Below are 26,766 nucleotides of genomic sequence, written 5' to 3'. Positions count from 1 at the left end.
AAGCCCCTAACGTCGCGCCAAACCAGTACGGATACGAGGCCCAAGATGCGCGATGCTGCCCCCACAACAATTTACCTGAAGGACTACACGCCGTTCGGTTATTTGGTGGATAGCGTGCACCTGACCTTCGACCTTGCCGACCATGCCACCCGGGTCACATCGCGCGTCGCCTTTCGCCCGAATCCTGATGCCAAGGACCGAACATTCTTTCTGCACGGGGAAGACCTGACGCTGATCCGCGCTGCAATCGACGGTGCAGAGATCACGCCGGATGTAACCGAAAAGGGCCTGACCGCTGCCGTACCGGATGCGCCCTTCATCTGGGAGGCCGAGGTCGAGATCGATCCCGGCAATAACACCGCGCTGGAAGGGCTTTACATGTCAAACGGCATGTATTGCACGCAATGCGAGGCAGAGGGGTTTCGCAAAATCACCTATTACCCCGACCGCCCGGACGTGATGTCCACCTTTACCGTACGCATCAACGGAGACCTTCCGGTGCTGCTGTCCAACGGCAACCCGTCGGGCAAGGGCGACGGCTGGGCCGAATGGACCGACCCGTGGCCCAAACCGGCCTATCTGTTTGCTCTGGTTGCAGGCAATCTGATCGCCCATCCCGGCCAGTTTACCACCAAGTCGGGCCGTGACGTCGCGCTGAATCTTTGGGTGCGGCCAGGAGACGAGGGCAAATGCGCCTTTGGCATGGAAGCCCTGAAAAAGTCGATGAAATGGGACGAGGACGTCTATGGTCGCGAATACGATCTCGATGTGTTCAACATCGTCGCCGTGGATGATTTCAACATGGGCGCGATGGAAAACAAGGGGCTGAACATCTTCAACTCGTCGGCTGTGCTGGCAAGCCCCGAAACCTCGACCGATGCGAATTTCGAACGCATCGAAGCAATTATCGCACATGAGTATTTCCACAATTGGACCGGCAACCGCATCACCTGCCGCGACTGGTTTCAGCTGTGTCTGAAAGAAGGACTGACGGTATTCCGCGATGCGCAATTTACATCTGACATGCGCTCGGCCCCGGTGAAACGCATTCACGACGCCATCGACCTGCGCGCACGCCAGTTCCCCGAAGACAACGGCCCGCTATCGCACCCGGTTCGGCCTGAGAGCTTTCAGGAGATCAACAACTTCTACACCGCGACCGTCTATGAGAAAGGTGCTGAAGTAATCGGAATGTTGAAACGCTTGGTCGGGGATGACGCCTATGCCAAAGCGCTGGACCTGTATTTTGAGCGCCATGACGGCCAGGCCTGTACCATCGAGGATTGGATCAAGGTTTTTGAAGACAAAACAGGCCGCGACCTGACCCAATTCAAACGCTGGTATAGCCAATCGGGCACGCCGCGCGTCACCGTTTCGGAAGACTGGGAGGACGGCACATATACCCTGACGTTGAAACAGCGCACCGAGCCGACGCCGGGGCAAAATGATAAGCAGCCTCAGGTGATCCCGGTTGCCGTGGGCCTGTTAGGTGCAAATGGGGATGAGGTCCGCCCGACCGAAGTGTTGGAACTGACCGAAGCTGAGCAAAGCTTTCAATTCACCGGGCTGGCCGCAAAACCCACACCGTCGATCCTGCGTGATTTCTCAGCGCCAGTCATCCTTGAGCATGACGTCAGCAACACCGAGCGGGCGTTTCTGCTGGCCCACGACACAGACCCCTTCAACCGTTGGCAGGCCGGGCGGTCTCTGGCGCAGGACACTTTGCTGCGAATGATCCTGGATGATGCCGCCCCAGATACCGATTACCTTGAGGGGTTGCTGGCCGTGTTGCGTGACGGAGAACTTGATCCGGCCTACCGGGCCCTGATGCTTGGGCTGCCGACGCAATCGGAACTGGCGGCAACCTTGTACGAGCGCGGCCAGACCCCTGATCCGATGGAGATCTGGTCCGCAGTAGAGACGCTGCGGCAGGCAACAGCCCAGCATGTACAGGATCTGTTGCCCCGGCTACACAGCGAAGCCTTGGTGGATGGCACCTATGCGCCGGACGCTGCGCAATCCGGCAAACGCGCCCTTGGCAGCGCCGCGCTGGCGCTAACCACCAGACTGGATGGCGGGGCAATGGCGGCCGAGGCATACGCCAAAGCGGATAACATGACCCTGCAATTGACTGCCCTGTCTTGTCTGTTGCGCGCGCGCAAAGGTGAGTCCGAGTTGGCCGCGTTTTATGACCAATGGCAGCATGACCGCCTTGTTTTGGACAAGTGGTTTGGTTTGCAGGTGGCAATGTCTGCACCCGAGGCGACACCTGGCGTGGCTCAATCTCTGACACAACACTCCGACTTCAACTGGAAGAACCCGAACCGGTTCCGCGCTGTTATGGGCGCACTGGCGATGAATCATGCCGGGTTCCATCAGAATGGTGGAGCGGGCTATGCCCTGCTGGCTGATTGGCTGATCCGACTGGATTCCGTGAATCCGCAAACCACTGCGCGCATGTGTTCGGCATTTCAAACGTGGAAACGGTATGATGCCGACCGTCAGGACCTGATGAGTACGCAGCTTTCTCGCATTGCCGAAACCCCGAACCTGTCGCGTGACACCAGTGAAATGGTATCGCGTATCCTTGGCGCATGACTGAATTCACATTCGCCCGCCAGAACCGCAACACGCGAACATTAGTCATTCTGGCTGTGGTCTATTCTGGTTTGATGGCTCTGGTCGTCTTGTTCGATGCCGCCTGGTGGATCGTATGGCTGTTGGCATTGGGCACCCTGCCCGCTGTGTGGGACGTGATCAAGAACACGCGCGCTGGCGTGCAGATAGATGCTGCCGCCATCCGCTGGTTTACCGGCAAGCGTCAGGCAGAGGTCTTGCTGCAGGACATTGATTTTTTTCGATTTGACACGCGGTGGGACTTGTCTGTGCGCGTTTCCATCGTTCTGCATTCGGGCAAACGAATCCGTTTGCCGGATGAGTCGCTCCCACCGCATCGGGACCTGGAACCGGTCCTGACACAAGCCGGGTTCCGTGTTGAGCGCCATCATTTTACTATTTTTTGAAACACTGGGCCCCTGACCGGTAAATTGGACACAAAAATCGAAAACTGTTAAGCATTTAACTTGATCTGAGCCCAATATCTCGCCAGATTTGATAGACGTTAAGTGTTTTTACAGTTTTTGAGTTCCGCCATGTTTCGGTCGTTTCGGGCAATGTTTGCCCAACCCTCAGCCTCATCCGCTCCCGCCGCACCGGAATTGTGCGCGACGAAGTCTGCGTTGGCGGCTGCATTGCCTGAACAAGGACAACTCAACATTCCTGTTGCGCAAACGGGCAATGAAAACCTGATCGGACATTCCACAATCGAACATGGCCGCTATTTGGCCAGGCAGGATCGTTGGGCCGACCTGTCCAAGGAAATGCGAGACGCCGATCAGGATCGCGCCGCGGTGTCGGACGGGATGCCAATAGCTGATCTTCTGGCATTTGGGGCAAGATCGGATGTGGTTCTGGCTGCGGAACACGCACTGACGGACGGCAAGGCCATTTCGGACTACGACCTGTTGGGAGGCATATCTGAGCTTGAAGGCGAAATGGCGGACAATCCTGATGACCCCATGATCGCCGCCGTTGTGGCCCTTGCCCATATCGATCTGGCCTGGGCGTGGCGCGGTACGGCGTCCGACACGGCGCTGCCGCCTTTGCACCGATCACGCTGTGCGGCACATTTCGACCGGGCCGCAGCGATCTTGCCGAAATGCCGGGCGGACGCTCCAGACAGCCCGTTAATTGCGGCGGCAAACTGTGCGCTTTTGGCCGGACAACGCAGGTCCAATGCGCGTGTGTCTGATGAATACGAGCGCCTGATCACGCTGGACCCGCGCAATCAACGGCATATGCGCGCTATGGGTAGCCATCTGTTGCCGCGTTGGTTCGGAAGCTATGAAGAGCTGGAACTACAGGCGCTGCGCACAGCTGCACGAACACAGGACGTCTGGGGTGCCGCTGGCTACACTTGGGTTCAGTTCGATGCCATTTCGCTGGACGAAGAGGCCTGCGCACGCGTCGATGCCGAGTATTTTCTGGACGGGTTACGTGATATCGTGCGGCTGCGGCCAGACCAGCAAATGATCAACATGCTCTCGGCTTATTGCGCAATTACCATCCAGAACGGGCGCGGGCGGAACGCACAAGCCGACCAGTTCCGTGCACAAATGCGCGATACGGCAAACTGGCTGATCCGTGATCACCTGACCGAGTTGCACCCCCTAATCTGGGCCCACGCGACCGCAGGGTTCAACAACTCTGTACGCATCAACTCGCCCGAGCGGTTTGCCGCGCGGGGTCAGCGGGATGCATTGCGGGCGATCTCGGATTTGTTCCGGGATGAATTGCGCAGCGGTATGGACGTGACGTTCACACCCTCGGGCCTGCAGTTTTCTCAGAACTGATCTCAACAGGATTCCCCCTTGCCCCTAGGCCCTGCCGGGCCTAATACGCAGGCTTAGACTTCTGCGGAAATGAGGCGCGCCATGCTCGACCTGACATATGAAATGCCCAAACCCAAAACCATTGCCGGGGCCAAACACGACTGGGAACTGGTGATCGGGATGGAGGTGCACGCTCAGGTCTCGTCCAATGCCAAGCTGTTCTCGGGTGCGTCGACCCAATTCGGGGCCGAGCCGAACTCGAACGTGGCCTTTGTGGACGCGGCGATGCCGGGAATGCTGCCTGTGATCAACGAATATTGCGTTGAACAGGCTGTGCGCACCGGGCTGGGCCTGAAAGCGGATATCAACCTGAAATCTGCCTTTGACCGCAAGAACTATTTCTACCCTGACCTGCCGCAAGGCTACCAGATTTCCCAGCTCTACCACCCTATTGTGGGCGAAGGTGAGGTGCTGGTCGAGATGGGTGACGGCACCGCGCGCATGGTTCGCATCGAACGCATCCACATGGAGCAGGACGCGGGCAAATCGATCCACGACATGGACCCGCATATGTCCTTCGTCGACCTGAACCGGACCGGCGTTTGCCTGATGGAGATCGTCAGCCGCCCCGATATTCGTGGCCCTGAAGAGGCCGCCGCTTATATCGCCAAGCTGCGCCAGATCATGCGCTATCTGGGCACTTGTGATGGCAACATGCAGAACGGCAACCTGCGGGCGGATGTCAACGTCTCGATCTGTTTGCCGGGCGCCTATGAGAAGTATCAGGAAACGCAGGATTTCTCGCATCTCGGCACCCGTTGCGAAATCAAAAACATGAACTCGATGCGCTTTATTCAACAAGCGATTGAGGTCGAAGCCCGCCGCCAGATCGCCATCGTCGAAGGGGGTGGTGAAGTCGAACAGGAAACCCGCCTGTATGACCCGGACAAAGGTGAGACCCGCTCGATGCGGTCGAAGGAAGAGGCGCATGACTATCGCTACTTCCCCGACCCTGATCTGCTGCCGCTGGAAATCGAACAAGCGTGGGTCGATGACATCGCCGCGAAGCTGCCTGAACTGCCCGACGAGAAAAAAGCACGTTTTATCAGCGAATTCGGCCTGACCGACTATGACGCGTCGGTTCTGACTGCCGAGGTGGAATCTGCCGCGTATTTCGAAGAAGTCGCCAAGGGCCGCAACGGTAAACTGGCTGCAAACTGGGTGATCAACGAGTTGTTCGGCCGTCTTAAAAAGGAAGATCACGACATCACTGACTCGCCGGTTTCTCCGTCGCAGTTGGGTGGGATCATTGATCTGATCTCGTCGGATGCCATTTCGGGCAAGATCGCCAAGGACCTGTTTGAGATCGTCTATACTGAAGGCGGTGACCCGGCGCAGATCGTTGAAGACCGTGGCATGAAGCAGGTGACTGATACCGGCGCCATCGAAGCTGCCTTGGATGAAATCATCGCTGCCAACCCGGCACAGGTTGAAAAGGCTAAAGTGAACCCGAAACTGGCGGGTTGGTTCGTGGGTCAGGTCATGAAGGCGACCGGAGGCAAAGCGAACCCGAAGGCTGTGAACGAACTGGTCAGCAAAAAGCTGGGGTCTTAACCCGTTTGATTTGTGCAGGTCTGCCAACGGCAGCGGGAGGGCTTGCACGCATCCTATCCTCACGAAATCTTAAGACTTGGGGTCAAGCCATCGGCTTGACTTCCCCCTGTCCGCGCTCTTTCTTCGCCTCCAGAGAGGTGAGGTATCATGCAGAACAGATTTGATCAGGAACTCGAAGACCGGCTGGTGCGGTATGCGGCCATCGACAGTCAGAGCGACGAGACTTCCCCCACAACCCCCAGCACGCAAATCCAGTTCGACATGCTGAACCTGTTGCGCGACGAGCTGGCCCAGATCGGTGCTCAGGATATCGAGATCACAGGCGACAGCGTGGTGGTTGCGACCATTCCCGGAACCGCTCCGGGGCCGACAGTGGGCTTTTTGGCGCATGTGGATACGGCCCCACAGTTCAACGCCACAGGCGTCAAACCACGTGTAATCAAGGGATACAATGGCGGTGACATCTCATTCCCAGACGATCCTGATCTGGTTCTGTCGCCAGAAGAAAACCCCTATCTGGCCGAGAAAATTGGCCATGACCTGATCACCGCTTCGGGCACGACCCTGCTGGGTGCGGATGACAAGGCGGGCGTGTCGATCCTGATGACCATGGCACGGCACCTGATCGAAAACCCGGATATTCCGCACGGACCGATCCGCATCGGCTTTACCCCGGATGAAGAGATCGGGCGCGGCGTAACCGAACAGCTTCCCAAGGATCTGGGCGCGGATTTCGCCTATACTCTGGACGGTCAGGAAGTCGGTGAGATCGAGTACGAAAGCTTTTCAGCCGACCGTGCGGTGATCAAGATCGAAGGCGTTTCGATCCATCCCGGGTTGGCGAAAGACAAGATGGTGAACGCAGCACATCTGGCGGCCAAGATCGTGCAGACGCTGCCTCAGGCCACCATGACCCCGGAAACCACCGATGGGCGCGAAGGGTTCATCCATGTCACCGACATGAATGGCGGCTCGTCCGAGATGGAGATCAAGCTGATCCTGCGTGATTTCGAAATGGACGCACTGGAAGCTCAGCGCAACATCGTGCGTCAAGTTTGCGCCGCCGTACAGGCCACCGAACCGCGCGCAAATATCACCTGCGAGATCAGCCATCAGTATCGCAATATGCGGTACTGGCTGGAAAGCGACATGACACCGGTCGATCTGGCCCGCGACGCATGTCGTGAGTTGGGGATCGAGCCTCTGTCTGTTCCGATCCGTGGCGGCACCGACGGGTCGCGCCTGACCGAGTTCGGCACCCCCTGCCCCAACCTGTTCACAGGGATGCAATGCATTCATGGACCGATGGAGTGGATTTCGGTACAGGATATGGCGCTGGCCACAGAACTGTGCCTGTCGGTTGTGACCAAGGCAGCACAGGCGGGCGGCAATCATCAGGGCTGAAATCCGCCGGTTGGGCAACGGCTCTTTCCCTCGGGGATCAGCGTGTTAGTTTGGCGCGAACAGGTGTTTAGGAACAGTTGATGCAGCGCTACGAATACAAGGTGATCCCCGCCCCGCAAAAGGGTGTCAAAGCCAAAGGGGTAAAAACACCCGAGGGCCGCTTTGCGGTCTCGGTTGAACAGGTCCTGAACCAGATGGGTCAGGACGGCTGGGAATACCAACGCGCCGAGCTGTTACCCAGCGAAGAACGCACAGGTCTGACTGGATCAACAACGAACTGGCGCAACGTGCTGGTATTTCGGCGCATAGTGGAAGAAGAAGTCGACGCATCCGAAATCGGTACAGCACCGGATACGGACAGAACCCTGTTGGCCCAGCCGGTTCCAGGCCCTGACGAGGTTCAGGCGCCGAAACCGATCGCGGCGGAAGCGGATGAACCGCCTTTGTCGTTGAAGGATGATCTGAGAACGTCGGAAAGCGCCGACAAGCCGTAGGCGGCTCTGCAATGGGCACTCATACGGCCGGGTTACTTCACTTTTCCTCAGCTACTTCCAGCACAACCCACAGATCTAAATACAATTTCACAATATCGTCTGAGAACTCTCCATTCAAATTGGCATATGGTCCCTTGTCGATTGACAATTGGAGCGTTCCGATCTGACGTATGTCAGGTGCGCTGATGGGTGGCACCATATCTTTTCGGCCCCAATAACCGCGCTTTCGGATATTACCAGACAACTGTGCGAGGTAAGTCGCATTCATTGTGTCGTTTTTCTTTGAAGGGGCATAAACGAACCGGCTTGGACCAATTTGGGCCGGACCGAAGTCACCAAAAAGGTCAATATGCCCGCTATGAGGTACAAAATGAGATCCAAACGAACATCCCTCAAATTCTAGGTTCAATTCGATTCTCAGGTTTTTGCGCACCTTTGCATTTTCTATTTCCCTCGATTTGAAGAGTTGCGGAGCCTTCTTGGCTGCTGCAACCTGTCCAAGTTCACCCAGGTTCGCTTGAGCTTCAACGCGCGCATTTTGAAACCCTTCTCTGCAACGCAGACTTCCAACAGCTGGTGCAACGGGCGTCAGTCGAGCAACGACATAAGTGTCTTGCCAGAACTTTAAAGCCCATCGCCCCACAGGTTCGGCCTGGGCCAAAACACTTGTCCATAGGGTGATTAAAGAAACCAGCCAACCGACTTGAAACGACATAGTTTTCAATTCGTTTCGTCCGCACTGAGGATTGTGATGTACAAATAGTGACTTAGATCCACCGGCAGAACGGGCAGGATTTCGTTTATTCGAAATGGCACCTCAGCCAAATCAAAATCCGCTCGCATTGTGCCGTAGCTTAAACTTTCGTACTTACCCGTTTCATGGTTCCTAACGCGCCAGATAGTTTCAGAATAAGTTAAGTCGAGATTTTCATTATTGTCTGGGTCAATCGACCATTCAAATTGAACCGAATAGTCATGAACATGCCCGGACAATAAGTAGTCAAGACGCAAGAATACTGGATACCCGTACAGCTCGCACAGATAAAAAACCGTTTGTAGTCTCAAGTCTGAAACCGCGGCAACGCGCTCTTTAGAATAGTGTGCCTTGTCGGTTCGATTGGGACGGTCGCTTTCCTCTGCTTGAGAAGTTACTTGGTTTCCGCGACGTATAACGACAGGTTTCCTCTTGCCGGCGATTTGATTGAACGGCATTAAATTGTTGCCAAAGAGACTAACGTCAAAAACAACATCCATTTTTGCTGGCCGCATAGCCTTTGGGCAATCAAACGCCGCATCACCGTCTAAAATCTCGAGCGGTGCAGATACGTGATTTGTATCAAGCCTTAAGTTTGCTGTTGATGATTGCGCTGCGAGTTGTTTTGCCGACAGCGAGGCGAAAAATACTACTGCAATAACGCGAACAAGAGCTGTTCTTCTCAAGTTGAAAAGTCCCAAAACAATCAATGGTTGAATGTATGAGTAGCGACACCTGAAACGTCAACCTGCAAAACCAAGCATGTCGCTTCAGCACTGTGGGCCCGGGCATCTTGGGATTGTCGCAATCCGAAGGTTGGCTGAGCCCGGAAAACTTTTAGGGGTATCCTCCAAGAAACCTGTATCATGTTAACCGAACAACCGGGAGGGACATCAAAATGGCTATTCGGCAGACGCAAGGGCGGGCACGCCTTTATGACAGCATTCTCGACACCGTGGGCGACACGCCTTGCATCCGGGTCAATCGGATCGCGCCAGATCATGTGACCGTCTATGTGAAGTTCGAAGCGTTCAACCCGGCCGGTTCGGTCAAGGACAGGCTGGCGCTGAATATTATCGAAGCAGCGGAACGGGATGGGCGGTTGAAGCCCGGTCAGACCGTTGTCGAGGCGACATCTGGCAACACCGGGATAGGACTGGCCATGGTTTGCGCTGCAAAGGGCTATCCGCTGGTTGTCACGATGGCTGAAAGTTTCTCGGTCGAGCGGCGCAAGCTGATGCGGTTTTTGGGGGCAAAGGTCGTTTTGACTCCCAAGGCCCAGAAAGGGTTTGGTATGTACACCAAAGCCAAGGAACTGGCCGAAGAAAACGGGTGGTTTCTGGCCAGTCAGTTCGAAACCGCTGCCAATGCCGACATTCATGAAAACACGACAGCGCGGGAGATTCTTGCCGATTTCGAAGGTCAGCGGTTGGATTACTGGGTGACCGGATACGGGACAGGCGGAACGATTTCAGGTGTCTCGCGCGCCTTGCGGAAAGAGCGGCCCGAAACGAAGATCATCCTGACCGAGCCGTCCAATGCAGCCATCGTGTCATCGGGGTACACCAACACCCGAAACGGAGATCATCAGCCGACCGAGAGCCACCCGAATTTCGAGCCGCACCCGATTCAGGGGTGGACGCCGGACTTCATTCCTTGGGTCCTTCAGGAAGCCATTGACAATTCCTACTATGACGAACTTATCCCCGTACCCGGACCCGAAGGGATCGCGTGGTCTCAGCGACTTGCCTCGGAAGAAGGTATTTTCACCGGAATCTCGGGCGGGTCGACCTTTGCCGTAGCCATGAAGATGGCCGAATCCGCGCCAGAGGGGTCCGTTATGCTGGTCATGCTGCCGGACACCGGTGAGCGTTACCTTTCGACCCCGTTGTTCGAAGGAATCGAAGACGGCATGACCGAAGAAGAATACGCGATTTCGGCTTCAACTCCTTCGGCGCAGATGAGCGCGGACTGACGTCCGGCGCGTTCACGTACCGATATCCAACGCCAGCGCGTGAATGCGGGGCACGATATCGCCCAAAGCTTTGTGAACTGCACGGTGGCGGGCGACGCGAGATTGCCCTTTAAAGGCGGCGGCCCGAATGCGGACGTTAAAATGGCTCTCGCCGCCTTCCTGAAAACCCGCGTGGCCGCGGTGGCTTTCGCTGTCGTCTATCACCTCAAGCTCGCGCGGGTCAAAGGCGGCTTGCAGGCGGGTTCGGATCTCGTCGGTCACGCTCATTTTTTCGCTCAGCGGCAAAATTTTTGCCGCTCCCCTCTTCTACTTTCGGCTGCTTAGACTAAACTGCTGCCTCCGAGTCGAAAAGATGCGTTCGTGAGGATCAGAGCATGACGAAATCAGACCCCTTCGGATTTGATATGTCCGTTTCCAGCGCCAAGAAAAAGAACCCGCGCGGGCGCCGGGGCATGTCGGGCGCGTCCGAGACCTCGACAAGAATTTGTGATCACCCCGGATGCGAAGAACCCGGTAAATTCCGCGCACCCAAAGCGCCGGATGTGTTGGACGACTTCTACTGGTTCTGCCAGCAGCATGTGCGCGAATATAACCAGAAATGGAACTTCTTCGACGGCACCACCGAGGCTGAGCTGAATGCCCAACGGTCGAAGGACAAAGTGTGGGAACGCGAGACCAAGCCAATGGGTGACCCCGAAGCACGCGCCTGGGCCCGTCTGGGCATTGAGGACCCGCATCAGGTTCTGGGTGCCAACAGTACCCAAAACAAAGGCCGCACGTCAGGCGGCGGTGGCCGTCGCCTACCCCCCACCGAGCGCCGTGCCATCGAGATTCTGGAAGCCAATGACAGCTGGTCCAAAGCCGAAGTGCGCAAGGCGTATAAGAAACTGATCAAGGTATTGCACCCGGACATGAACGGTGGCGACCGAAGCCAGGAAGAACAGCTGCAAGAGGTTGTGTGGGCCTGGGATCAGATCAAGGACAGCCGGAACTTCAAGTGAACCCCACCCCATTAAAGCCCCAAGCTTGTGGTGGGTGAAGAACACAGTCGAAAAGGATTATGCGCAAGCTCACTGGAAACCGGTTTCAGTTCCCGCAATAGTGACGGGGTTTGAAAAGGACACCTCCAAGGAGCGACCTCAGTGCGTTTGCCATTTCTATTGCTCCTCGTCTCGCTGGGCGGCTACTTTGCGGCACCCTATCTGCCCGCCAAATATAACGGCGTGCAGGTGCTGAGCCTGCTATGCATAGCCATCAGTCTGATCTGGGGCCTGCGCGCTTGGCGCAGGTGGCGTGTGGCCAATACCTGGGTCATCGTGGACGGATCCAACGTGATCCATTGGAAAAACGGTGACCCGGATCTAGGCACCTTGCGTCTGGTCCTTGCAGCCCTAAAACGGGCCGGATTCAGACCGGGCGTCGTTTTCGATGCAAATGTTGGCTACAAGGTCGAGGGCGAATACATGAACGACCGGGCCCTGAGCCGGGCTTTGGGTCTTCGGGCAAAACAGGTCATGGTCGCCCCAAAGGGTACGCCCGCGGATCCTTTGATTTTGCAGGCATCGCGAGACAGCAAAGCACGCATTGTCACAAACGACCGGTTCAAGGACTGGGCTGATGCGTACCCTGACGTGCTCAACAAAGATCGCCTTGTGAAGGGTGGTTTTCGGGAAGGCGAGCTTTGGTTTTCGCTTTGATGCAACATCAGTCTGGCTTTTCGGGGAACGCTGTTAGATACGTCTACACCTTGTGCCGATAGAGCCAGTTTGAAAGAAAAACCTGCTCACCTTTCCCAGCGCACCTCTTTCCCTTGCCCTTGCCTGCAATATGTTGCACCACACACGGGTTCAGACCCGGCAAGGCGGGCCAAAGGATAAGGACAAGACGAATGGCTGACGGATCGATCGACGTAAACGCAAAACCAACCGAAGATATCTCGGTCCGCGACGTATTCGGCATTGATACGGAAATGAAGGTCAAAGCCTTTGCCGAGGCCACAGATCGTGTGCCGGCCATCGACCCGACCTATAAATTCGATCCTGAAACCACGCTGGCCATTCTGGCGGGTTTTGCCCACAACCGTCGTGTGATGATCCAGGGCTATCACGGTACGGGTAAATCGACTCACATTGAACAGGTTGCGGCGCGGCTGAACTGGCCTGCGGTACGCGTGAACCTGGATAGCCATATCAGCCGGATCGACCTGATTGGTAAGGACGCGATCAAGCTGCGTGACGGCAAACAAGTTACAGAGTTCCACGAAGGCATCCTGCCTTGGGCCCTTCGCAACCCGGTCGCTATTGTGTTCGACGAATACGATGCGGGCCGCGCCGACGTGATGTTCGTAATCCAGCGTGTTCTTGAGCATGACGGCAAACTGACCCTGCTGGACCAGAACGAGATCATTACACCGAACCCGAACTTCCGCCTGTTTGCCACCGCCAACACGGTTGGTCTGGGCGACACCACGGGCCTGTATCACGGCACTCAGCAGATCAACCAGGCGCAGATGGACCGCTGGTCGCTGGTCTCGACCCTGAACTATCTGAGCCACGATGCCGAGACAATGATCGTGCTGTCGAAAGCGCCGCATTACAACACAGCTGATGGCCGCAAGACCGTCAGTCAGATGGTCACAGTCGCCGACCTGACCCGAACTGCATTCATGAACGGTGATCTTTCAACCGTCATGAGCCCCCGTACGGTGATCAACTGGGCACAGAACGCCGAGATTTTCCGTGATGTGGGCTATGCGTTCCGCCTGTCCTTCCTGAACAAATGTGACGAGCTGGAGCGCCAGACCGTGGCCGAGTTCTATCAGCGCTGCTTCGACGAAGAGCTGCCGGAAAGCGCGGCCAGCGTAAGCTTGGGTTGATCCGCTGGATTGCGCCCGTTTTCGGGCGCAATGCCTCCGGCGGAGGTATTTTTAGCCAGATGAAGCCGGATCCGGTTTCTCTGCTGATGGAATTCCGGGCGGCAATGTGAAAGGCTTGGGGACATGGCACAGAAGAACGACAACCCTGCTGATCCGTTCAAGAAGGCTTTGGCCGAGGCAACCAAGGTCATGGCCGATGATCCCGAGTTGTCCGTAACCTATACGGTTGATCCTTCGGGCATGTCCGGCGAGTCGATGCGTTTGCCTCAGGTGTCGCGCCGGATGACGCGCGAAGAGGTTCTTCTGGCACGCGGCACTGCCGACGCTCTGGCCTTGCAGCGTAAATATCACGACGATGCCACTCATGCGCGGTATGCACCTCCGGGGGATATGGCGCGGGACCTCTATGAGGCGATGGAGACCGCTCGCTGCGAAGCGATGGGCGCGCGGGATATGCCCGGCACCGCCAGCAATATCGATGTCAAGATTGGGCACGAAGCGATCCGGCGCGGATATGATCAATGCAAACAGCCTGCCGATGCACCTCTGGCCGTGGCAGCAGGCTATCTGATCCGGCACTTGGCCACCGGGCGCGACCTGCCGCCTGCGGCCGAGAACATCATGAACCTGTGGCGCGGGTTCATCGAGGAACAGGCCGGTGGCACGCTGGAGAATCTGGACGAAATTCTTTCGGATCAGGCCGAGTTTGCCAAATTTGCCCGTCAGGTGATCAAGGATCTGGGCTATGGCGACCAGTTGGGGGATGACCCTGACGAACTGGACGACGAACAAGAAGATCAGGCTGAAGAAGACGCCGAAGAACAGCCCGATCCCGACAGCACCGGACAGGATGATCAAGACGAGCAGGACGCCGACGCCACACCTGAGCAAAGCCAGGAAGAGCAACAGGATCAGTCTCAGGCCCAGGTCTCGATGGATGAGATGGCCGAGGATGAGTTGGGCGATGAGGCGGAGATGCCTGAAGGCGAGGCCCCGATGGAGCCGCCTGCACCTCCGCCGGCATCCGAGGCTGATCCGGATTACCGGGTTTATCTGGACGCCTATGACGAAGAGATAGCCGCCGAGGATCTGGCAGAACCGGCTGAGTTGGAGCGTCTTCGGGCGTACTTGGACCAGCAACTGGAGCCTTTGAAAGGAGCGGTATCGCGTCTGGCGAACAAGCTTCAGCGCCGGCTGCAGGCGCAGCAAAACCGATCCTGGGAGTTCGACCGCGAAGAAGGTATTCTGGATGCCGGTCGATTGGCGCGCGTTGTGGCAAACCCAACTACACCGCTGAGTTTCAAGGTCGAGAAAGATACCGAATTCCGCGATACAGTGGTCACGCTGCTGCTGGACAATTCCGGCTCGATGCGGGGGCGTCCGATTTCGATCGCTGCCATCTGTGCGGATGTTCTGGCACGGACGCTGGAACGCTGCAATGTGAAGGTTGAGATTCTGGGCTTTACCACGCGGGCGTGGAAAGGCGGACAGGCGCGCGAGGCGTGGCTGAACGATGGCCGCCCGCAGCAACCGGGGCGCCTGAACGACCTGCGCCATATCATTTACAAGGGAGCCGACGCGCCTTGGCGTCGAGCGCGCCCCAATCTGGGCCTGATGATGAAAGAAGGCTTGCTGAAGGAAAACATCGACGGTGAGGCGTTGGAATGGGCGCACCGTCGGATGCTGGCGCGGCGCGAAGCGCGAAAGATTCTAATGGTCATTTCGGATGGTGCTCCGGTCGACGATTCCACGCTGAGTGTGAACCCGGCCAACTATCTGGAGAAACACCTGCGCGATGTGATCGCCATGGTCGAAAAGCGCAAGATGGTCGAGCTGCTGGCGATCGGCATCGGCCACGACGTGACCCGGTATTATGACCGCGCCGTGACCATCACCGATGTGGAACAGCTGGCGGGTGCGATGACCGAACAATTGGCAGCCCTGTTCGACAGTGATCCACGCGCACGAGCGCGTGTGATGGGGATGCGAAAGGCCAGCTGAGGCTGGCCTTGCCTCCGGCGGGAGTACTTTTGAAAAGATGAAGTCGGGGATCGGCTTTTGTTCGGATCATACTGATCTGGACATTTGTTCTACTGCGCCTCAGGGTCTGCCGGTACCACAATGAATGAGGCCCTTCATGTTCCAATCCTTTCAAGTGACTGCCCGCCCGGAACAGGGACCTCCGCGACTGGCCGCGTTGCGAGAAGAAATGACACAGGCGGGCTTGGACGGGTTTCTGGTCCCACGCGCGGACGCGCATCAAGGGGAATATGTGGCCCCACGTGATGAACGTTTGGCCTGGTTAACGGGCTTTACAGGCTCGGCCGGGTTTTGCGCCGCCTTGTCTGACATCGCCGGAGTGTTCATTGACGGACGGTATCGTACGCAGGTTAAGGCACAGGTCGCCGATGAGTTCACGCCAGTGCCATGGCCCGAGGTCAGCCTAAGCGCGTGGCTGAAAGAGCAACTGCCCAACGGTGGCAAGGTGGGGTTTGATCCTTGGCTGCACGCTGCAGGTCAGATATCCGATTTGATACGTGATTTGGACGGTACCGGCATCGAACTTGTGAGATGCGAGAACCTGGTTGACCGGATCTGGTCGGATCAACCAGCACCACCGATGAACCCGGTCAAGGTGCATCCGTTTGAGTTTGCCGGTGAAGCATCGGACAGCAAAATTACGCGCCTTGCCAGAGACTTGCAGCGGGACGGGTGCAGTGCTGCGATTATCACCCTGCCGGATTCAATAATGTGGCTGTTGAACATTCGCGGATCTGACATTGCCTATAACCCGGTCGCACATGGTTTTGCGACATTACATGCAGATGGCAGGGTCGACCTGTTCATGACAGCCGAAAAGCTGGTCGAAGTCAGGGATCATCTGGGTTCAAATGTGACAGTGCATGACCCGCAGACTTTCCTGGATACGGTTGGCGCACTGGAGGGGCCGGTTCAAGTGGACATTGGCACCCTGCCCCAGATCGTAGCGGATGTGTTGGGGGCCGCGATGACTGAAGGTGGCGATCCTTGTGCTCTGCCCAAAGCTTGCAAAAACCCTGCCGAAATCGCGGGCAGCGCCGAAGCGCATTTGCGCGATGCGGTGGCTGTGATCGAGACCCTCTGCTGGCTGGACGGGCAGACGCCCGCCAGCGTGACCGAGACTCAAGTGGTCACGCGCCTGGAAGAGAACCGGCGCAAGGACAATGCGCTTCAGGATATCTCGTTCGACACCATCGCAGGGACCGGGCCAAACGGTGCGATCATGCATTACCGCGTGACCGAAGAAACCGACAGCCGCTTGGAAAACGGTCACATTCTGGTTCTGGACAGTGGCGGGCAATATCTGGACGGTACAACCGATATCACGCGAACCATTGCCATCGGCGAAGTTGGCGATGAAGAGAAAACGTGTTTTACACGTGTCCTGAAAGGCATGATTGCCATGTCGATGTTGCGCTGGCCTGCGGGTCTTGCAGGTCGCGATATCGAATGCGTGGCGCGAACGCCGCTTTGGGCCGCGGGGCAAGACTTCAACCATGGGGTCGGTCACGGGGTCGGAGCTTATCTGAGTGTCCACGAGGGTCCGCAGCGCTTGTCAAAAGTCAGCCATGTGCCACTACAGCCCGGCATGATCCTTTCGAACGAGCCTGGATACTATCGTGAAGGCGCCTTTGGCATCCGCATTGAAAACCTTGTCGTGGTGGAAGATGCTCCTGCCCTCGCTGGCGGCGACACGGAACGCGCGATGTTGAACTGGCGCACCCTGACTTTTGTACCGATTGACCGCAGGCTGATCCTGGTCGATATGTTGACCCCCGACGAACGCGACTGGCTGAATGCCTACCACCGCGACGTTGCGGAAAAAATCCGCCCGAGGCTGGGACATGACGCGCAACTGTGGTTGGATGCCGCAACTGCGCCGGTCTGACACCGGGCTGTTACATAGAACGGGCAGAGGAGAGGCCCAAATACGACGAGGGAAGGAACTGGAATGACCGAGATCACAATCCAAAAAGCGCCGGGCAAATGGAGTGTCCGCTCGGGCGGTGCGATTCTGGGCGAAACGAATAACGCGCTGGAACTGCACGAAGGCGACAAGGATCCGGTAATCTACTTCCCGCGCAATGACATTGCGATGGCTTTTCTGGACCGTACCGACAAAGTGACCCATTGCCCCGGAAAGGGCGACGCGACGCATTTTTCCATCGTCAACAAATCATCCGTGACCGAAAATGCAGTCTGGAGCTATGAGGACCCAATCCCAAGCGTGGCTGAGATCAAAGATCATCTGGCGTTTTATCCTGCGGAATCCGTGAAGGTAGAGCAGATATAGTATCTGCTTTGAAACTTTTTCGCGAATTCAGACGGGCCGAAAGGCCCGTTTTTTTGATTGAGGTGTAGGTCCCGGAAGCGAAGGCTTTTTCCAATTCCCTGCCTCACGCAGCTGTGGAATGCATGTGAGCGGCAATTGCGGCACACTTACATCCGGGTATCACCGGAGGCTTCCATGTCGATTTCACGTCGCGGATTTGCAGGAATGATCGGAGCTGGCGCGCTGGCCCCCGGCGTGCTGTGGGCACAGCAGGATCCAGTGCTTGAGGCCTTGCGTAGCACGCTGGAGGGGCGCCGCACCGCATTTGAGGCGCAGATGGCTTACCTCAAGGATCGTGGCCAACTGGACGTTGTTCCGGGGTTGTTGACCGCGATGCGTTATGCTGATCGACGCCGGGACGAGATTGTCGAAGTGATGGAGGCTCTGACCGGGCAGCGCTATGGCAATGACTGGTTCGAGTGGATGCTGTGGCAGGAGCGGAACCCCCAGATTATCCCTCATCCGTCGCTTATCCCGTTCAAGCGCGAGGTTCTGCTGCGGATCGACCCGAACTTCGATGTGTTCCTGCAACCCGAATATCTGCAACGCGACCGGATGAATATCCGTTTGGAAGAAATCGCATGGGGCGGAGTGCATAAGGACGGTATTCCGTCTTTGGACAATCCGACCCTGATTTCACCTTCGAATGCCGGTTACCTGAAGGGCGATGATCTGGTCTTCGGCGTAGCAATCAACGGGGACGAGCGCGCCTATCCGTTGCGGATCATGGGCTGGCACGAGATGTTCAATGACGTGATCGGCGGAGTACCTGTGGCGCTGGCCTATTGCACGCTTTGCGGGTCCGGTATTCTTTTTGAAACGCAAGTGGCGGGACGGCGGAAACCCTACATTTTCGGTTCGTCAGGCTTCCTCTATCGGTCGAACAAGCTGATGTTCGATCGCGCGACACATTCGCTTTGGAACCAATATACCGGCAAACCCGTGGTGGGGCCTCTGGTGAACAGCGGTATTACGTTGAAACAGCGCCCGGTTGTGATCGCAACGTGGGACAGTTGGAAAACCTCGCACCCAGAGACGCGCGTCTTGTCGCTGAACACCGGGCATCGGCGCAACTATGGGTCGGGCGTCGTCTATCGAGACTACTTCGCCTCAAGCGAGTTGATGTTCCCTGCTGTGGTGGATCAGTCCAGACACCGGCAGAAAGATTACATTTTTGCTGTGCGCCAGTTCGGAGCCGCGCGCGCGTGGCCGCTGGATGCATTCAAGCGCAAACCGGTGATAAACGACGCCATCGCCCAAACGCCGCTGGTTCTGATCGGGGATCCAAGGGAACGCAGCGTACGCGCCTATGAGCGTAAAGGTCATACATTCAAGGCCACGCAAGCAGGTTTGCAGGATGGCAGAGGTCAAAGCTGGACCGTGACCGAAGACGCGTTGATCGGACCGGATGGCACACGCTTGTCTCGGGTTGCCGGCCACATCTCATATTGGTTTGCGTGGGACAATTACCTGGGGGACGCGGCCAGCGTCTACGGTGGTTGAGGATCAGGAATGCTCCTCGGCCGCGGTGGCTGCGAGCGCCCTGTTGTAGGCCTTGAGCGCATCAATGTGGTAAAGCGCACCTACCGGTGTTTCAGTTCCATCGTCATCCAGAATAACGACCGGTATGCAGGGGATGTCCGCCCGGTCGAAATAGGGCATGGCGGCTTCCAGTGTGGCACTGGCCTGAATGCACAGGCCCTGTTCGATCAGTCCCTGCGCTTCTTCCTTGGTGATTGAACGCGGGTCACCGATTGGGCGCATCACGGCCCCGGCGCGCAGCATGGCCAACAGATAGGCCTGCGGCCCGGCCGCCAGATGGACATCCCGCCGTTCCAGCTGGGTCAGGAAGAAGGACCGATCCACGAGACGCGAGGCCAACGCAGTGGACATAGAAACCGTCACCATCACCGCAAGACCGATCTGCCAATCCCCGGTCAGTTCAAAGACAATCAGTGTGGTCGAAATAGGTGCACCCAGCACGGCCGCAGCAACAGCACCCATCCCGGCAAATGCATAAAGCGTGTGTGTTCCGGACACGTCCGGCAACAGCCCGGTGGCGATCAGTCCAAAGGCCAGCCCGGTCAGCGCACCCACCATGAGTGAGGGAGAAAACACACCGCCGCCCATGCGCCCGCCCATGGTGATGGCGACGGCAACCGTTTTGGTCACCGCAAACAGGATGGCCGTTGTCAGCACCAGATCACCGGTCAGAGCTCGGATTGTGGTCTCGTATCCCACACCGATGATATGCGGGAACCAGATCGCCATCAGCCCCAGCATCGCGCCAGAAACCGCCGGGCGCAGCCACCCCGGGATGGACAGACGGCTTTGGATATGACTGCCGATATCCTCGGCAAAGAAGATTGATCGCATCAACAGCAGGGCAACAAAACCACAGATCAGACCGAGGATCAGGAAAGCCGGAAGCTCGACATAGAATTGCAGTGACCCCGGCGTATCCAGGGTGAATTCGGTAACATCGCCATATTCCAACCGGTTGATCACCGTTCCCGCGACCGAGGCGATAACGATCGGCGCAAAGGCATGAACGGCGAAGTGGCGCAGCACGACTTCAAGCGCGAACAAGGCCCCGGCGATGGGCGCGTTAAAGCTGGCCGATACAGCGGCGGCAACCGCACATCCCAAAAGGTCACGTCCCGTAATCCCGTCCGCGTGGATGCGGTTGCTGACCCAGGTGGAAATCACTCCGGCCATATGCACCACGGGCCCTTCCCGGCCCGTTGACCCGCCCGAGCTGAGCGTAATCAGTGAAGCAAAAAACGAAGCGATCCCGGCCTTGACCTCAACCCGGCCGTCCGTCACGGCAGCGCCTTCGATCACATCTGCCACGGACCGCACACGCCCATCGTTGGTGAACCGGTTCAGGATAACGCCTACAAGCAGGCCGCCAATGATAGGAATGATAAGAACCATGAACCAGGGCAGTTTCTCTGCATGGCTGTGCAGCAGCAGGATATCATCCGTGTCATAAAGATAAGCCTGCAGGGAACGGATGGCTTTGCGGAAGCCAAGCGCCATGAACCCTGCCGCGATACCGATGGCCAGTGCGATGAACCAGAACTGGATCTGGCTTGGCCCCCGGCGCAGCATCACCCGCCACGCATCCTTGATCGCGGCCAGAGCCTGATTGAACTGGTTGCGCAGAACGGTGCGGGTCGATTGGGTCATTGGCCCTCGGGGATCATCACTTACACCTTAGTAAGCCACGGAGCGCCCATATAAAAGTGAGATAGCGACAGTGTGAGCACTGATTCTCGCCACAGGCCCATCAGGCTTGCAGCAGGGCCCGGGCAGCAGCGCGTGCTTCTTCGGTGATTGTATCGCCTGCCACCATACGCGCGATCTCATCCACGCGGTCCGGTTCCGCCAAGGGTACCACGGTGGACAGTGTCTGTCCCTTTGTCACCTGCTTCTGCACACGCCAGTGGTGCGCCGCGCGGGCGGCAACCTGAGGCGAATGGGTGACGACAAGCACCTGCCCCCCTTGCGCCAATGACGCCAGCCTGCGTCCAACCGCATCGGCTGTGGCACCGCCCACGCCCCGGTCAATCTCGTCAAAGATCATTGTATGGGCGCTGTCATCGCCAGTCAGACAGACCTTGAGCGCCAACAAAAAGCGGCTGAGTTCACCGCCCGAAGCAATCTTGTTCAGCGGACCTGCCGGAGCGCCGGGATTGGTCGCCACGGTGAACGCCACTGCATCGGTCCCTTCCGGGCCCGGCTCTGCCAGAGTGAGTTCAGTTTGAAACACGGCGCGTTCCATCTTGAGCGGGGCCAGTTCCGTCATGACGGCAGCATCAAGCCGCCCCGCAGCCGCCTTGCGGGCTGTGCTAAGCGCGGCAGCGGCAGTGTTATAGGCTTCCTGCGCCGCGTTCACGGCTGCACGTTTGTCCGCCAGATCGGCGTCACCCGCCTCCAGCCGATTCAACCGGTCGCGCAGGGTATCGGCAAATGTTCCCAGATCATCCGGCGATACATCATGCTTTCGCGCCAGTGCACGGATGGCGAACAGGCGTTCTTCGGCCTGTTCCAGTTCTGCGGGGTTGAAGTCCAGCGCCTGAAGGCATGCATTCACGCCGTCCTGCGCCTCGCCCAGTTCGATCATCGCCCGCCCAAGCGCGGCAATCGGTTCTTCCAACTGGCCACCTGCGTTGTCCGACACACCTTCCAGCCAGCGGATAGCGTCAGACATTGCGCCTTCGGCCCCATCCCCGGACAACAGCGCGAAAGCGCGGGCGACATCATCCCGGATGCGCTCGGCCCCCTGCATCATGCGGCGGCGCGCATCCAGTTCGGCATCCTCGCCCGGTTGCGGATCAAGCTGATCCAATTCAGCCACCGCATGACGCAGAAATTCTTCCTCGCTGCGAACTGCCTCCAGCGCGATCTGGGTCTCAGTCAATAGCTTGCGCGCACGGGACATCTCGGTCCAAGCCGCACGCACTTTGGCCAAATCATCCGAAACACCGGCGAAGTCGTCCAGCATCGCCCGATGCCCGCGCGGGTTCAGCAACCCGCGGTCGTCATGCTGGCCATGCAGTTCGATCAGGGTTTCGGACAAAGCACGCAGAACTTCGCCCGAACACCGCCGATCATTGACCCAGGCGGTCTTACGCCCCTCGGCAGTGTTGACCCGACGCAGGATCAGTTCTTCGCCCCCCGGCAAGCCAGCGTCAGCCAGAATCGCATGAGCGGGATGGTCGGCGGAAAGCTCAAACTCGGCGATAACTTCGCCCTGCGCCGCACCCTGCCGCACCAATTCGGCCCGTCCGCGCCAGCCCAATACGAACCCAAGCGAATCCAGAAGGATTGACTTGCCAGCCCCGGTTTCCCCGGTCAACGCGTTCAACCCCGGTTGGAAGGTCAGTTCCAACCGGTCGATGATGAGCATGTCGCGGATATCTAGGGCGCGCAGCATCGGGTCTTTAGCGTCCCAAGCCAGAAGCCATGGCGATTACAACCATTCACCCTTGATGGTCTGACGATAGATCGTGCTGAGCCAGTTGTTACCACGGCTCTTTAGATCAAGACCGCGCGACGTCAGCAGCTTATAGGCATCGTCATACCATTCCGAGGACTGATAGTTATAGCCAAGGATGGCACCGGCTGTCTGCGCTTCGTCCAGCAGGCCAAGGGACAAATACGCCTCGACCAGACGATAGAGCGCTTCAGCGGTGTGAGAGGTCGTCTGGAAATCTTCAACAACAACGCGGAATCGATTAATCGCTGCGATGTAATGATCCTGACGCAGATAATAGCGCCCGATTTCCATCTCTTTACCTGCCAGATGGTCAAAGGCGAGGTCGAATTTCAAAACCGCCGAGGTTGCATATTCACTATCGGGGTAAACTTCGATCACGGTGCGCAGCGATTGCAGCGCCTGAAAGGTCAGGCCTTGATCGCGCCCGACCTCATCGATCTGGTCATAGTAGCTGAGAGCCAGCAGATATTGCGCATAAGCTGCATCTTCATCTGTGGGGTAGAAGTCGATATATCGCTGCGCTGCGGCCCTGCTTTCTTCATAATTCTTGTCCGAGTGGAACGAAAACGCCTGCATGATCAGTGCGCGTTTGGCCCAATCAGAATAAGGATACAGGCGTTCAACTTCCGAGAAATACCATGCCGCATCGTCCGAGCGATTCTGCGACAGTTCGTATTCACCACGGGTGTAGATTTGTTCCGGCGTGAATCCTTCAAGGTTCTGATCCCGGTCCGCGCCTTTTCTACTGAAAAGGCCACCGTTGCCACACGCCGCCAAAACTGCTGTCAGAAGAATCGCCCCTGCGAGTCTGACTGCCGCTTTGCTGCCAACCATACCGCCCATCCTTGTCGTCTTGCTTAATGGGGTTCGCCCCGAATTGAGCCATGGTCTAGCACAGAAAATTCCGGTGCAAAACGCCTTATGCAACTTCTGGCGCAAATGTCGTCAGAGTTGATCAGATCAGGCAACTTCCGGAATTTCGTTTACAATCAGCCCCTGCCCCGGCAGACGCGCGGCTTGCTGCGGCGTACACAGCACCGGACGCACCGCACCGGGTGTTTCGAACAGGTTGCGCAGCAGGGTGTTGGTCAGAGAATGGCCCGATTTGTTACCTGTGAAGTGACCCAGAATCGGTCCACCCGCCAGATAGAGATCGCCCAGAGCATCCAGCATCTTGTGACGCACAGCTTCGTCCGTGCGGCGGAAGCCACCCGGCGTCAGAACTTCGCTGCCCTGAACAACAACGGCATTGTCCAGCGTACCGCCCAAGGCCAGCCCATTGGCCCGCATGGCTTCGACGTCAGTACGACGGCAGAATGTGCGGCAATCACTGAGTTCACGTGCAAAGGAACCGTTGCGCATGTCCAGCGTTTTGGTCTGGCTGCCTATAGCGCTGTCTTCGAAATCGATGTGGAAGTCGATGATCAAACCGTCAGCGGGAACGATACTGGCATCTGCGCCTTCGCGCGATGCGGTCACAGGCTTCAGAACCTCGTAGGCCAGAACCGGGCTTGCCTGACGGCGCACGCCCTTGGCCATGATGCCGCGTACGAAATCAATCGAAGACCCGTCCATGATCGGCACTTCAGGTCCATCAATCTCGATCAGCGCATTGTGCACACCACATCCGGCCAATGCGGCCATGATATGTTCGATGGTCGAAACTGACACGCCTGAGTCATTCACCAGTCGGGTGCAGAGCGGGGTACGCTCGACTGAATGGTAGATTGCAGGGATCATTGCATCGCCCAGATGAATATCCGTCCGTTTGAACCAAATTCCATGCCCCGCCGCGGCAGGCTTGAGAACCATGGTCGCGGGTTGGCCGCCATGCAGCCCAACGCCTTTGAACGTGACCGGAGATTTGAGCGTATGTTGCAAAATGGGCCTCGGTGAGTGGTGTCCAGCCTGCAGCGGCTGTGTTGGACACTCAGTTAAGGAAGCCTGCGTCAAGGCTCAACTCACTCTTTGTAACCGAATGAAACATGTATGTAACAGATCGGCAAAACCCTGCTTACATTTCCGTAAGTCACTGTTTTAAAACGATAAAGGGCCGCTATGAAGCGGCCCTGTGAGTGGATTTTGTTACCGCGATCAGTTGGCTTGACGGCGCAGGAAGGCAGGAATTTCGATACGATCCTGCTCCGGGTCGGCTTCGTCCTGGACCGGCGCGGTGGCTTCCGACTGGCGCAGAACCGGCTGCTGTCGCGGTGTTTGCGCCGGTGTGTCAGCTGCATGACCGGTCATCCGATCGATCAGACGATTGAAGCCAAAACGCGACCGTTCTTCAGGTTCGGGCTGCGAAACAGCCTCGGGCTGGCGCGGTGCTGCCGGGCGCTGAGGCGCGGACGGAACCTTTTGCACAGCCGCCTGCAGACGCTGTAGTGCCTCGGGCGAAGGGGTGCCTGCGGCGTGGCCGCGCGGTGCAACAAAGCTTTCGGGCGCGGGTTCTACATGTTCGGGCTGCGGCTCGAAATCTGCCACACGCGGCTGGTACGCCGGAGGCGGCAGATCATCCTCTTCCCGCTCGTCTCGCGGCTGGAACTGCGGTTGCGCAGGCTCTTCCGCGGCCTCAAACAGCGAAGGTTCGCGAGGCTCGTCCATTTGAGGCGCAGCTTCGGACATTTCGGCTGCAACAGGTGCGTCTTCCTGAACGTGCTCTTCCGCCGAAACGGTGCGGGTCAGCGGCTCGGACATTGACCGACGCGCAACAGGTACATCCACGGATTTCTCGCTGGCGTCGATGCCGGTCGCAACGACCGATACACGCATTCCGCCTTCCATGGCTGTGTCCAGCGTCGACCCGACGATGATGTTTGCTTCGGGGTCCACTTCTTCGCGAATGCGGTTGGCCGCTTCGTCCAGTTCGAACAGGGTCAGGTCGTGGCTGCCGGTGATGTTGATCAGCACGCCCTTCGCGCCTTTGAGGCTGATCTCGTCCAGCAGCGGGTTGGCAATGGCCTTTTCTGCCGCTTGAACCGCACGATCTTCGCCGGTTGCCTCGCCGGTTCCCATCATCGCCTTGCCCATCTCGTCCATTACGGCACGAACATCAGCAAAATCGAGATTGATCAGGCCCGGACGAACCATCAGGTCCGTAACACCCTTAACGCCTTGATACAGAACGTCATCCGCCATCGAGAACGCCTCGGTAAAGGTGGTCTTTTCGTTGGCCAGACGGAACAGGTTCTGGTTAGGAATGATAATCAGCGTGTCGACAACCTTTTGCAGCGCTTCAACGCCGTCTTCGGCCTGACGCATCCGCTTGGCGCCTTCGAATTGGAAAGGCTTGGTGACAACACCTACCGTCAGAACGCCCAGTTCACGAGCGGCTTGCGCGATGATCGGTGCAGCGCCGGTGCCGGTGCCGCCGCCCATACCGGCGGTGATAAAGCACATATGCGCGCCTGCCAGATGATCGACGATCTGCTCGATGCTTTCTTCGGCTGCTGCCGCGCCCACTGTCGGACGAGCCCCCGCGCCCAGACCTTCGGTGACCTTCACGCCCAACTGCACGCGCGCCGAAGACTGGCTTTGCTGCAGCGCCTGTGCGTCGGTGTTGGCGACCACAAAGTCGACGCCGTCCAGTTGTTTCTCAATCATATTATTGACGGCGTTCCCGCCTGCACCGCCAACGCCAAATACTGTAATCCGAGGCTTCAGTTCGTCGTGCCCGGGCATCGAAAGATTCAATGTCATGCTCTGTCCGCCTGTATTTATGTCCCGCCAAAGCGGTGTTTTTCTTACCTATCCTTGGTCGATTCTAGCCGGATGATGCGAAAAGGTCACGTCAAAAATCGCGTTTTGCCACAAAATATGGAGGAAATAAGGCAGCAACCGGCGGCATTTCGCAGGCACTGCCAGATATAGCGGAACCATCGG

At 57.6% G+C, this 26,766-nt stretch carries 22 protein-coding genes; 14 read left to right on the top strand and 8 right to left on the bottom strand.

What is annotated here, in order from left to right:
* Positions 1 to 45: 45 nt before the first annotated feature.
* The 6 genes from pepN to ACR0EV_RS01850 all read left to right on the top strand — a co-directional run bounded on the left by pepN (position 46) and on the right by ACR0EV_RS01850 (position 7,903).
* Positions 46 to 2,598, top strand: coding sequence for an aminopeptidase N (pepN, locus tag ACR0EV_RS01875; protein WP_480798545.1), 2,553 nt, complete (start codon positions 46 to 48; stop codon positions 2,596 to 2,598).
* Entirely contained in the window at positions 2,595 to 3,023 is a 429-nt protein-coding gene (locus ACR0EV_RS01870; protein WP_480798544.1) for a hypothetical protein, read from the top strand. Before pepN ends, ACR0EV_RS01870 begins: the two co-directional genes overlap by 4 nt.
* Before the next feature lie 129 nt (positions 3,024 to 3,152).
* Positions 3,153 to 4,412, top strand: a complete 1,260-nt coding sequence (locus ACR0EV_RS01865; protein WP_480798543.1) for a hypothetical protein — start codon at positions 3,153 to 3,155, stop codon at positions 4,410 to 4,412.
* 81 nt (positions 4,413 to 4,493) lie between these two features.
* Entirely contained in the window at positions 4,494 to 6,005 is a 1,512-nt protein-coding gene (gene gatB, locus ACR0EV_RS01860) for an Asp-tRNA(Asn)/Glu-tRNA(Gln) amidotransferase subunit GatB (RefSeq protein ID WP_480798542.1), read from the top strand.
* A 147-nt stretch (positions 6,006 to 6,152) separates the two neighbouring features.
* On the top strand, positions 6,153 to 7,409 hold the full coding sequence (pepT, locus tag ACR0EV_RS01855) for a peptidase T (RefSeq protein ID WP_480798541.1): 1,257 nt from the start codon (positions 6,153 to 6,155) through the stop codon (positions 7,407 to 7,409).
* Positions 7,410 to 7,489: 80 nt separating this feature from the next.
* Complete coding sequence (locus ACR0EV_RS01850) at positions 7,490 to 7,903, top strand: DUF4177 domain-containing protein (RefSeq protein WP_480798540.1); 414 nt, start codon at positions 7,490 to 7,492, stop codon at positions 7,901 to 7,903.
* A 37-nt stretch (positions 7,904 to 7,940) separates the two neighbouring features.
* Here ACR0EV_RS01850 and ACR0EV_RS01845 read toward each other — a convergent pair whose 3' ends face one another.
* Together ACR0EV_RS01845 and ACR0EV_RS01840 are read right to left on the bottom strand one after the other, a co-directional pair.
* A complete protein-coding gene (locus tag ACR0EV_RS01845) occupies positions 7,941 to 8,618 on the bottom strand; it encodes a hypothetical protein (protein ID WP_480798539.1) in 678 nt (225 codons plus the stop codon).
* A gap of 5 nt (positions 8,619 to 8,623) precedes the next feature.
* On the bottom strand, positions 8,624 to 9,343 hold the full coding sequence (locus ACR0EV_RS01840; protein ID WP_480798538.1) for a hypothetical protein: 720 nt from the start codon (positions 9,341 to 9,343) through the stop codon (positions 8,624 to 8,626).
* Between the two features lie 212 nt (positions 9,344 to 9,555).
* On the opposite strand from ACR0EV_RS01840, the gene ACR0EV_RS01835 reads away from it, so the two are divergent.
* Positions 9,556 to 10,632 carry a PLP-dependent cysteine synthase family protein gene (locus tag ACR0EV_RS01835; RefSeq protein ID WP_480798537.1) on the top strand — a complete coding sequence of 359 codons (1,077 nt, stop codon included), beginning with the start codon at positions 9,556 to 9,558 and terminating at the stop codon, positions 10,630 to 10,632.
* A gap of 12 nt (positions 10,633 to 10,644) precedes the next feature.
* Here the strand turns inward: ACR0EV_RS01835 and ACR0EV_RS01830 are convergent, their stop codons facing one another.
* Entirely contained in the window at positions 10,645 to 10,899 is a 255-nt protein-coding gene (locus ACR0EV_RS01830; protein WP_480798536.1) for a BolA family protein, read from the bottom strand.
* Between the two features lie 107 nt (positions 10,900 to 11,006).
* On the opposite strand from ACR0EV_RS01830, the gene ACR0EV_RS01825 reads away from it, so the two are divergent.
* The 7 genes from ACR0EV_RS01825 (at position 11,007) to ACR0EV_RS01795 (ending at position 19,382) form a co-directional block, all read left to right on the top strand.
* Positions 11,007 to 11,633: a J domain-containing protein gene (locus tag ACR0EV_RS01825; RefSeq protein WP_480798535.1), complete on the top strand. Its 627-nt coding sequence runs from the start codon at positions 11,007 to 11,009 to the stop codon at positions 11,631 to 11,633.
* A gap of 141 nt (positions 11,634 to 11,774) precedes the next feature.
* The gene (locus tag ACR0EV_RS01820) at positions 11,775 to 12,329 is read left to right on the top strand and encodes an NYN domain-containing protein (RefSeq protein WP_480798534.1); all 555 of its coding nucleotides are present in this window, start codon (positions 11,775 to 11,777) and stop codon (positions 12,327 to 12,329) included.
* A gap of 191 nt (positions 12,330 to 12,520) precedes the next feature.
* Positions 12,521 to 13,507 carry a cobaltochelatase subunit CobS gene (gene cobS, locus ACR0EV_RS01815; RefSeq protein WP_480798533.1) on the top strand — a complete coding sequence of 329 codons (987 nt, stop codon included), beginning with the start codon at positions 12,521 to 12,523 and terminating at the stop codon, positions 13,505 to 13,507.
* Between the two features lie 123 nt (positions 13,508 to 13,630).
* Positions 13,631 to 15,508: a cobaltochelatase subunit CobT gene (gene cobT, locus ACR0EV_RS01810; protein WP_480798532.1), complete on the top strand. Its 1,878-nt coding sequence runs from the start codon at positions 13,631 to 13,633 to the stop codon at positions 15,506 to 15,508.
* 136 nt (positions 15,509 to 15,644) lie between these two features.
* Positions 15,645 to 17,435: an aminopeptidase P family protein gene (locus tag ACR0EV_RS01805; RefSeq protein WP_480798531.1), complete on the top strand. Its 1,791-nt coding sequence runs from the start codon at positions 15,645 to 15,647 to the stop codon at positions 17,433 to 17,435.
* A 63-nt stretch (positions 17,436 to 17,498) separates the two neighbouring features.
* The gene (locus ACR0EV_RS01800) at positions 17,499 to 17,840 is read left to right on the top strand and encodes a DUF427 domain-containing protein (RefSeq protein ID WP_480798530.1); all 342 of its coding nucleotides are present in this window, start codon (positions 17,499 to 17,501) and stop codon (positions 17,838 to 17,840) included.
* A 174-nt stretch (positions 17,841 to 18,014) separates the two neighbouring features.
* On the top strand, positions 18,015 to 19,382 hold the full coding sequence (locus ACR0EV_RS01795) for a DUF3179 domain-containing protein (protein ID WP_480798529.1): 1,368 nt from the start codon (positions 18,015 to 18,017) through the stop codon (positions 19,380 to 19,382).
* Positions 19,383 to 19,385: 3 nt separating this feature from the next.
* Here ACR0EV_RS01795 and ACR0EV_RS01790 read toward each other — a convergent pair whose 3' ends face one another.
* From ACR0EV_RS01790 to ftsZ, 5 genes are all read right to left on the bottom strand, one after another.
* Positions 19,386 to 21,071: a chloride channel protein gene (locus ACR0EV_RS01790; RefSeq protein ID WP_480798528.1), complete on the bottom strand. Its 1,686-nt coding sequence runs from the start codon at positions 21,069 to 21,071 to the stop codon at positions 19,386 to 19,388.
* A 100-nt stretch (positions 21,072 to 21,171) separates the two neighbouring features.
* Positions 21,172 to 22,821 (bottom strand): DNA repair protein RecN, encoded by a 1,650-nt coding sequence (recN, locus tag ACR0EV_RS01785; RefSeq protein ID WP_480798527.1) that lies wholly within the window; start codon positions 22,819 to 22,821, stop codon positions 21,172 to 21,174.
* 36 nt (positions 22,822 to 22,857) lie between these two features.
* Positions 22,858 to 23,718 carry an outer membrane protein assembly factor BamD gene (locus ACR0EV_RS01780; RefSeq protein ID WP_480798526.1) on the bottom strand — a complete coding sequence of 287 codons (861 nt, stop codon included), beginning with the start codon at positions 23,716 to 23,718 and terminating at the stop codon, positions 22,858 to 22,860.
* A 126-nt stretch (positions 23,719 to 23,844) separates the two neighbouring features.
* The gene (gene lpxC / locus ACR0EV_RS01775; protein WP_480798525.1) at positions 23,845 to 24,765 is read right to left on the bottom strand and encodes a UDP-3-O-acyl-N-acetylglucosamine deacetylase; all 921 of its coding nucleotides are present in this window, start codon (positions 24,763 to 24,765) and stop codon (positions 23,845 to 23,847) included.
* 213 nt (positions 24,766 to 24,978) lie between these two features.
* Positions 24,979 to 26,583 (bottom strand): cell division protein FtsZ, encoded by a 1,605-nt coding sequence (gene ftsZ, locus ACR0EV_RS01770; RefSeq protein ID WP_480798524.1) that lies wholly within the window; start codon positions 26,581 to 26,583, stop codon positions 24,979 to 24,981.
* Positions 26,584 to 26,766: the final 183 nt, after the last annotated feature.

It is taken from the genome of Ruegeria sp. CF8 (genome assembly GCF_056537285.1).
The sequence above is the reverse complement of the archived record's forward strand: the minus strand, read 5'-3'. Positions and strand labels throughout refer to the sequence as shown.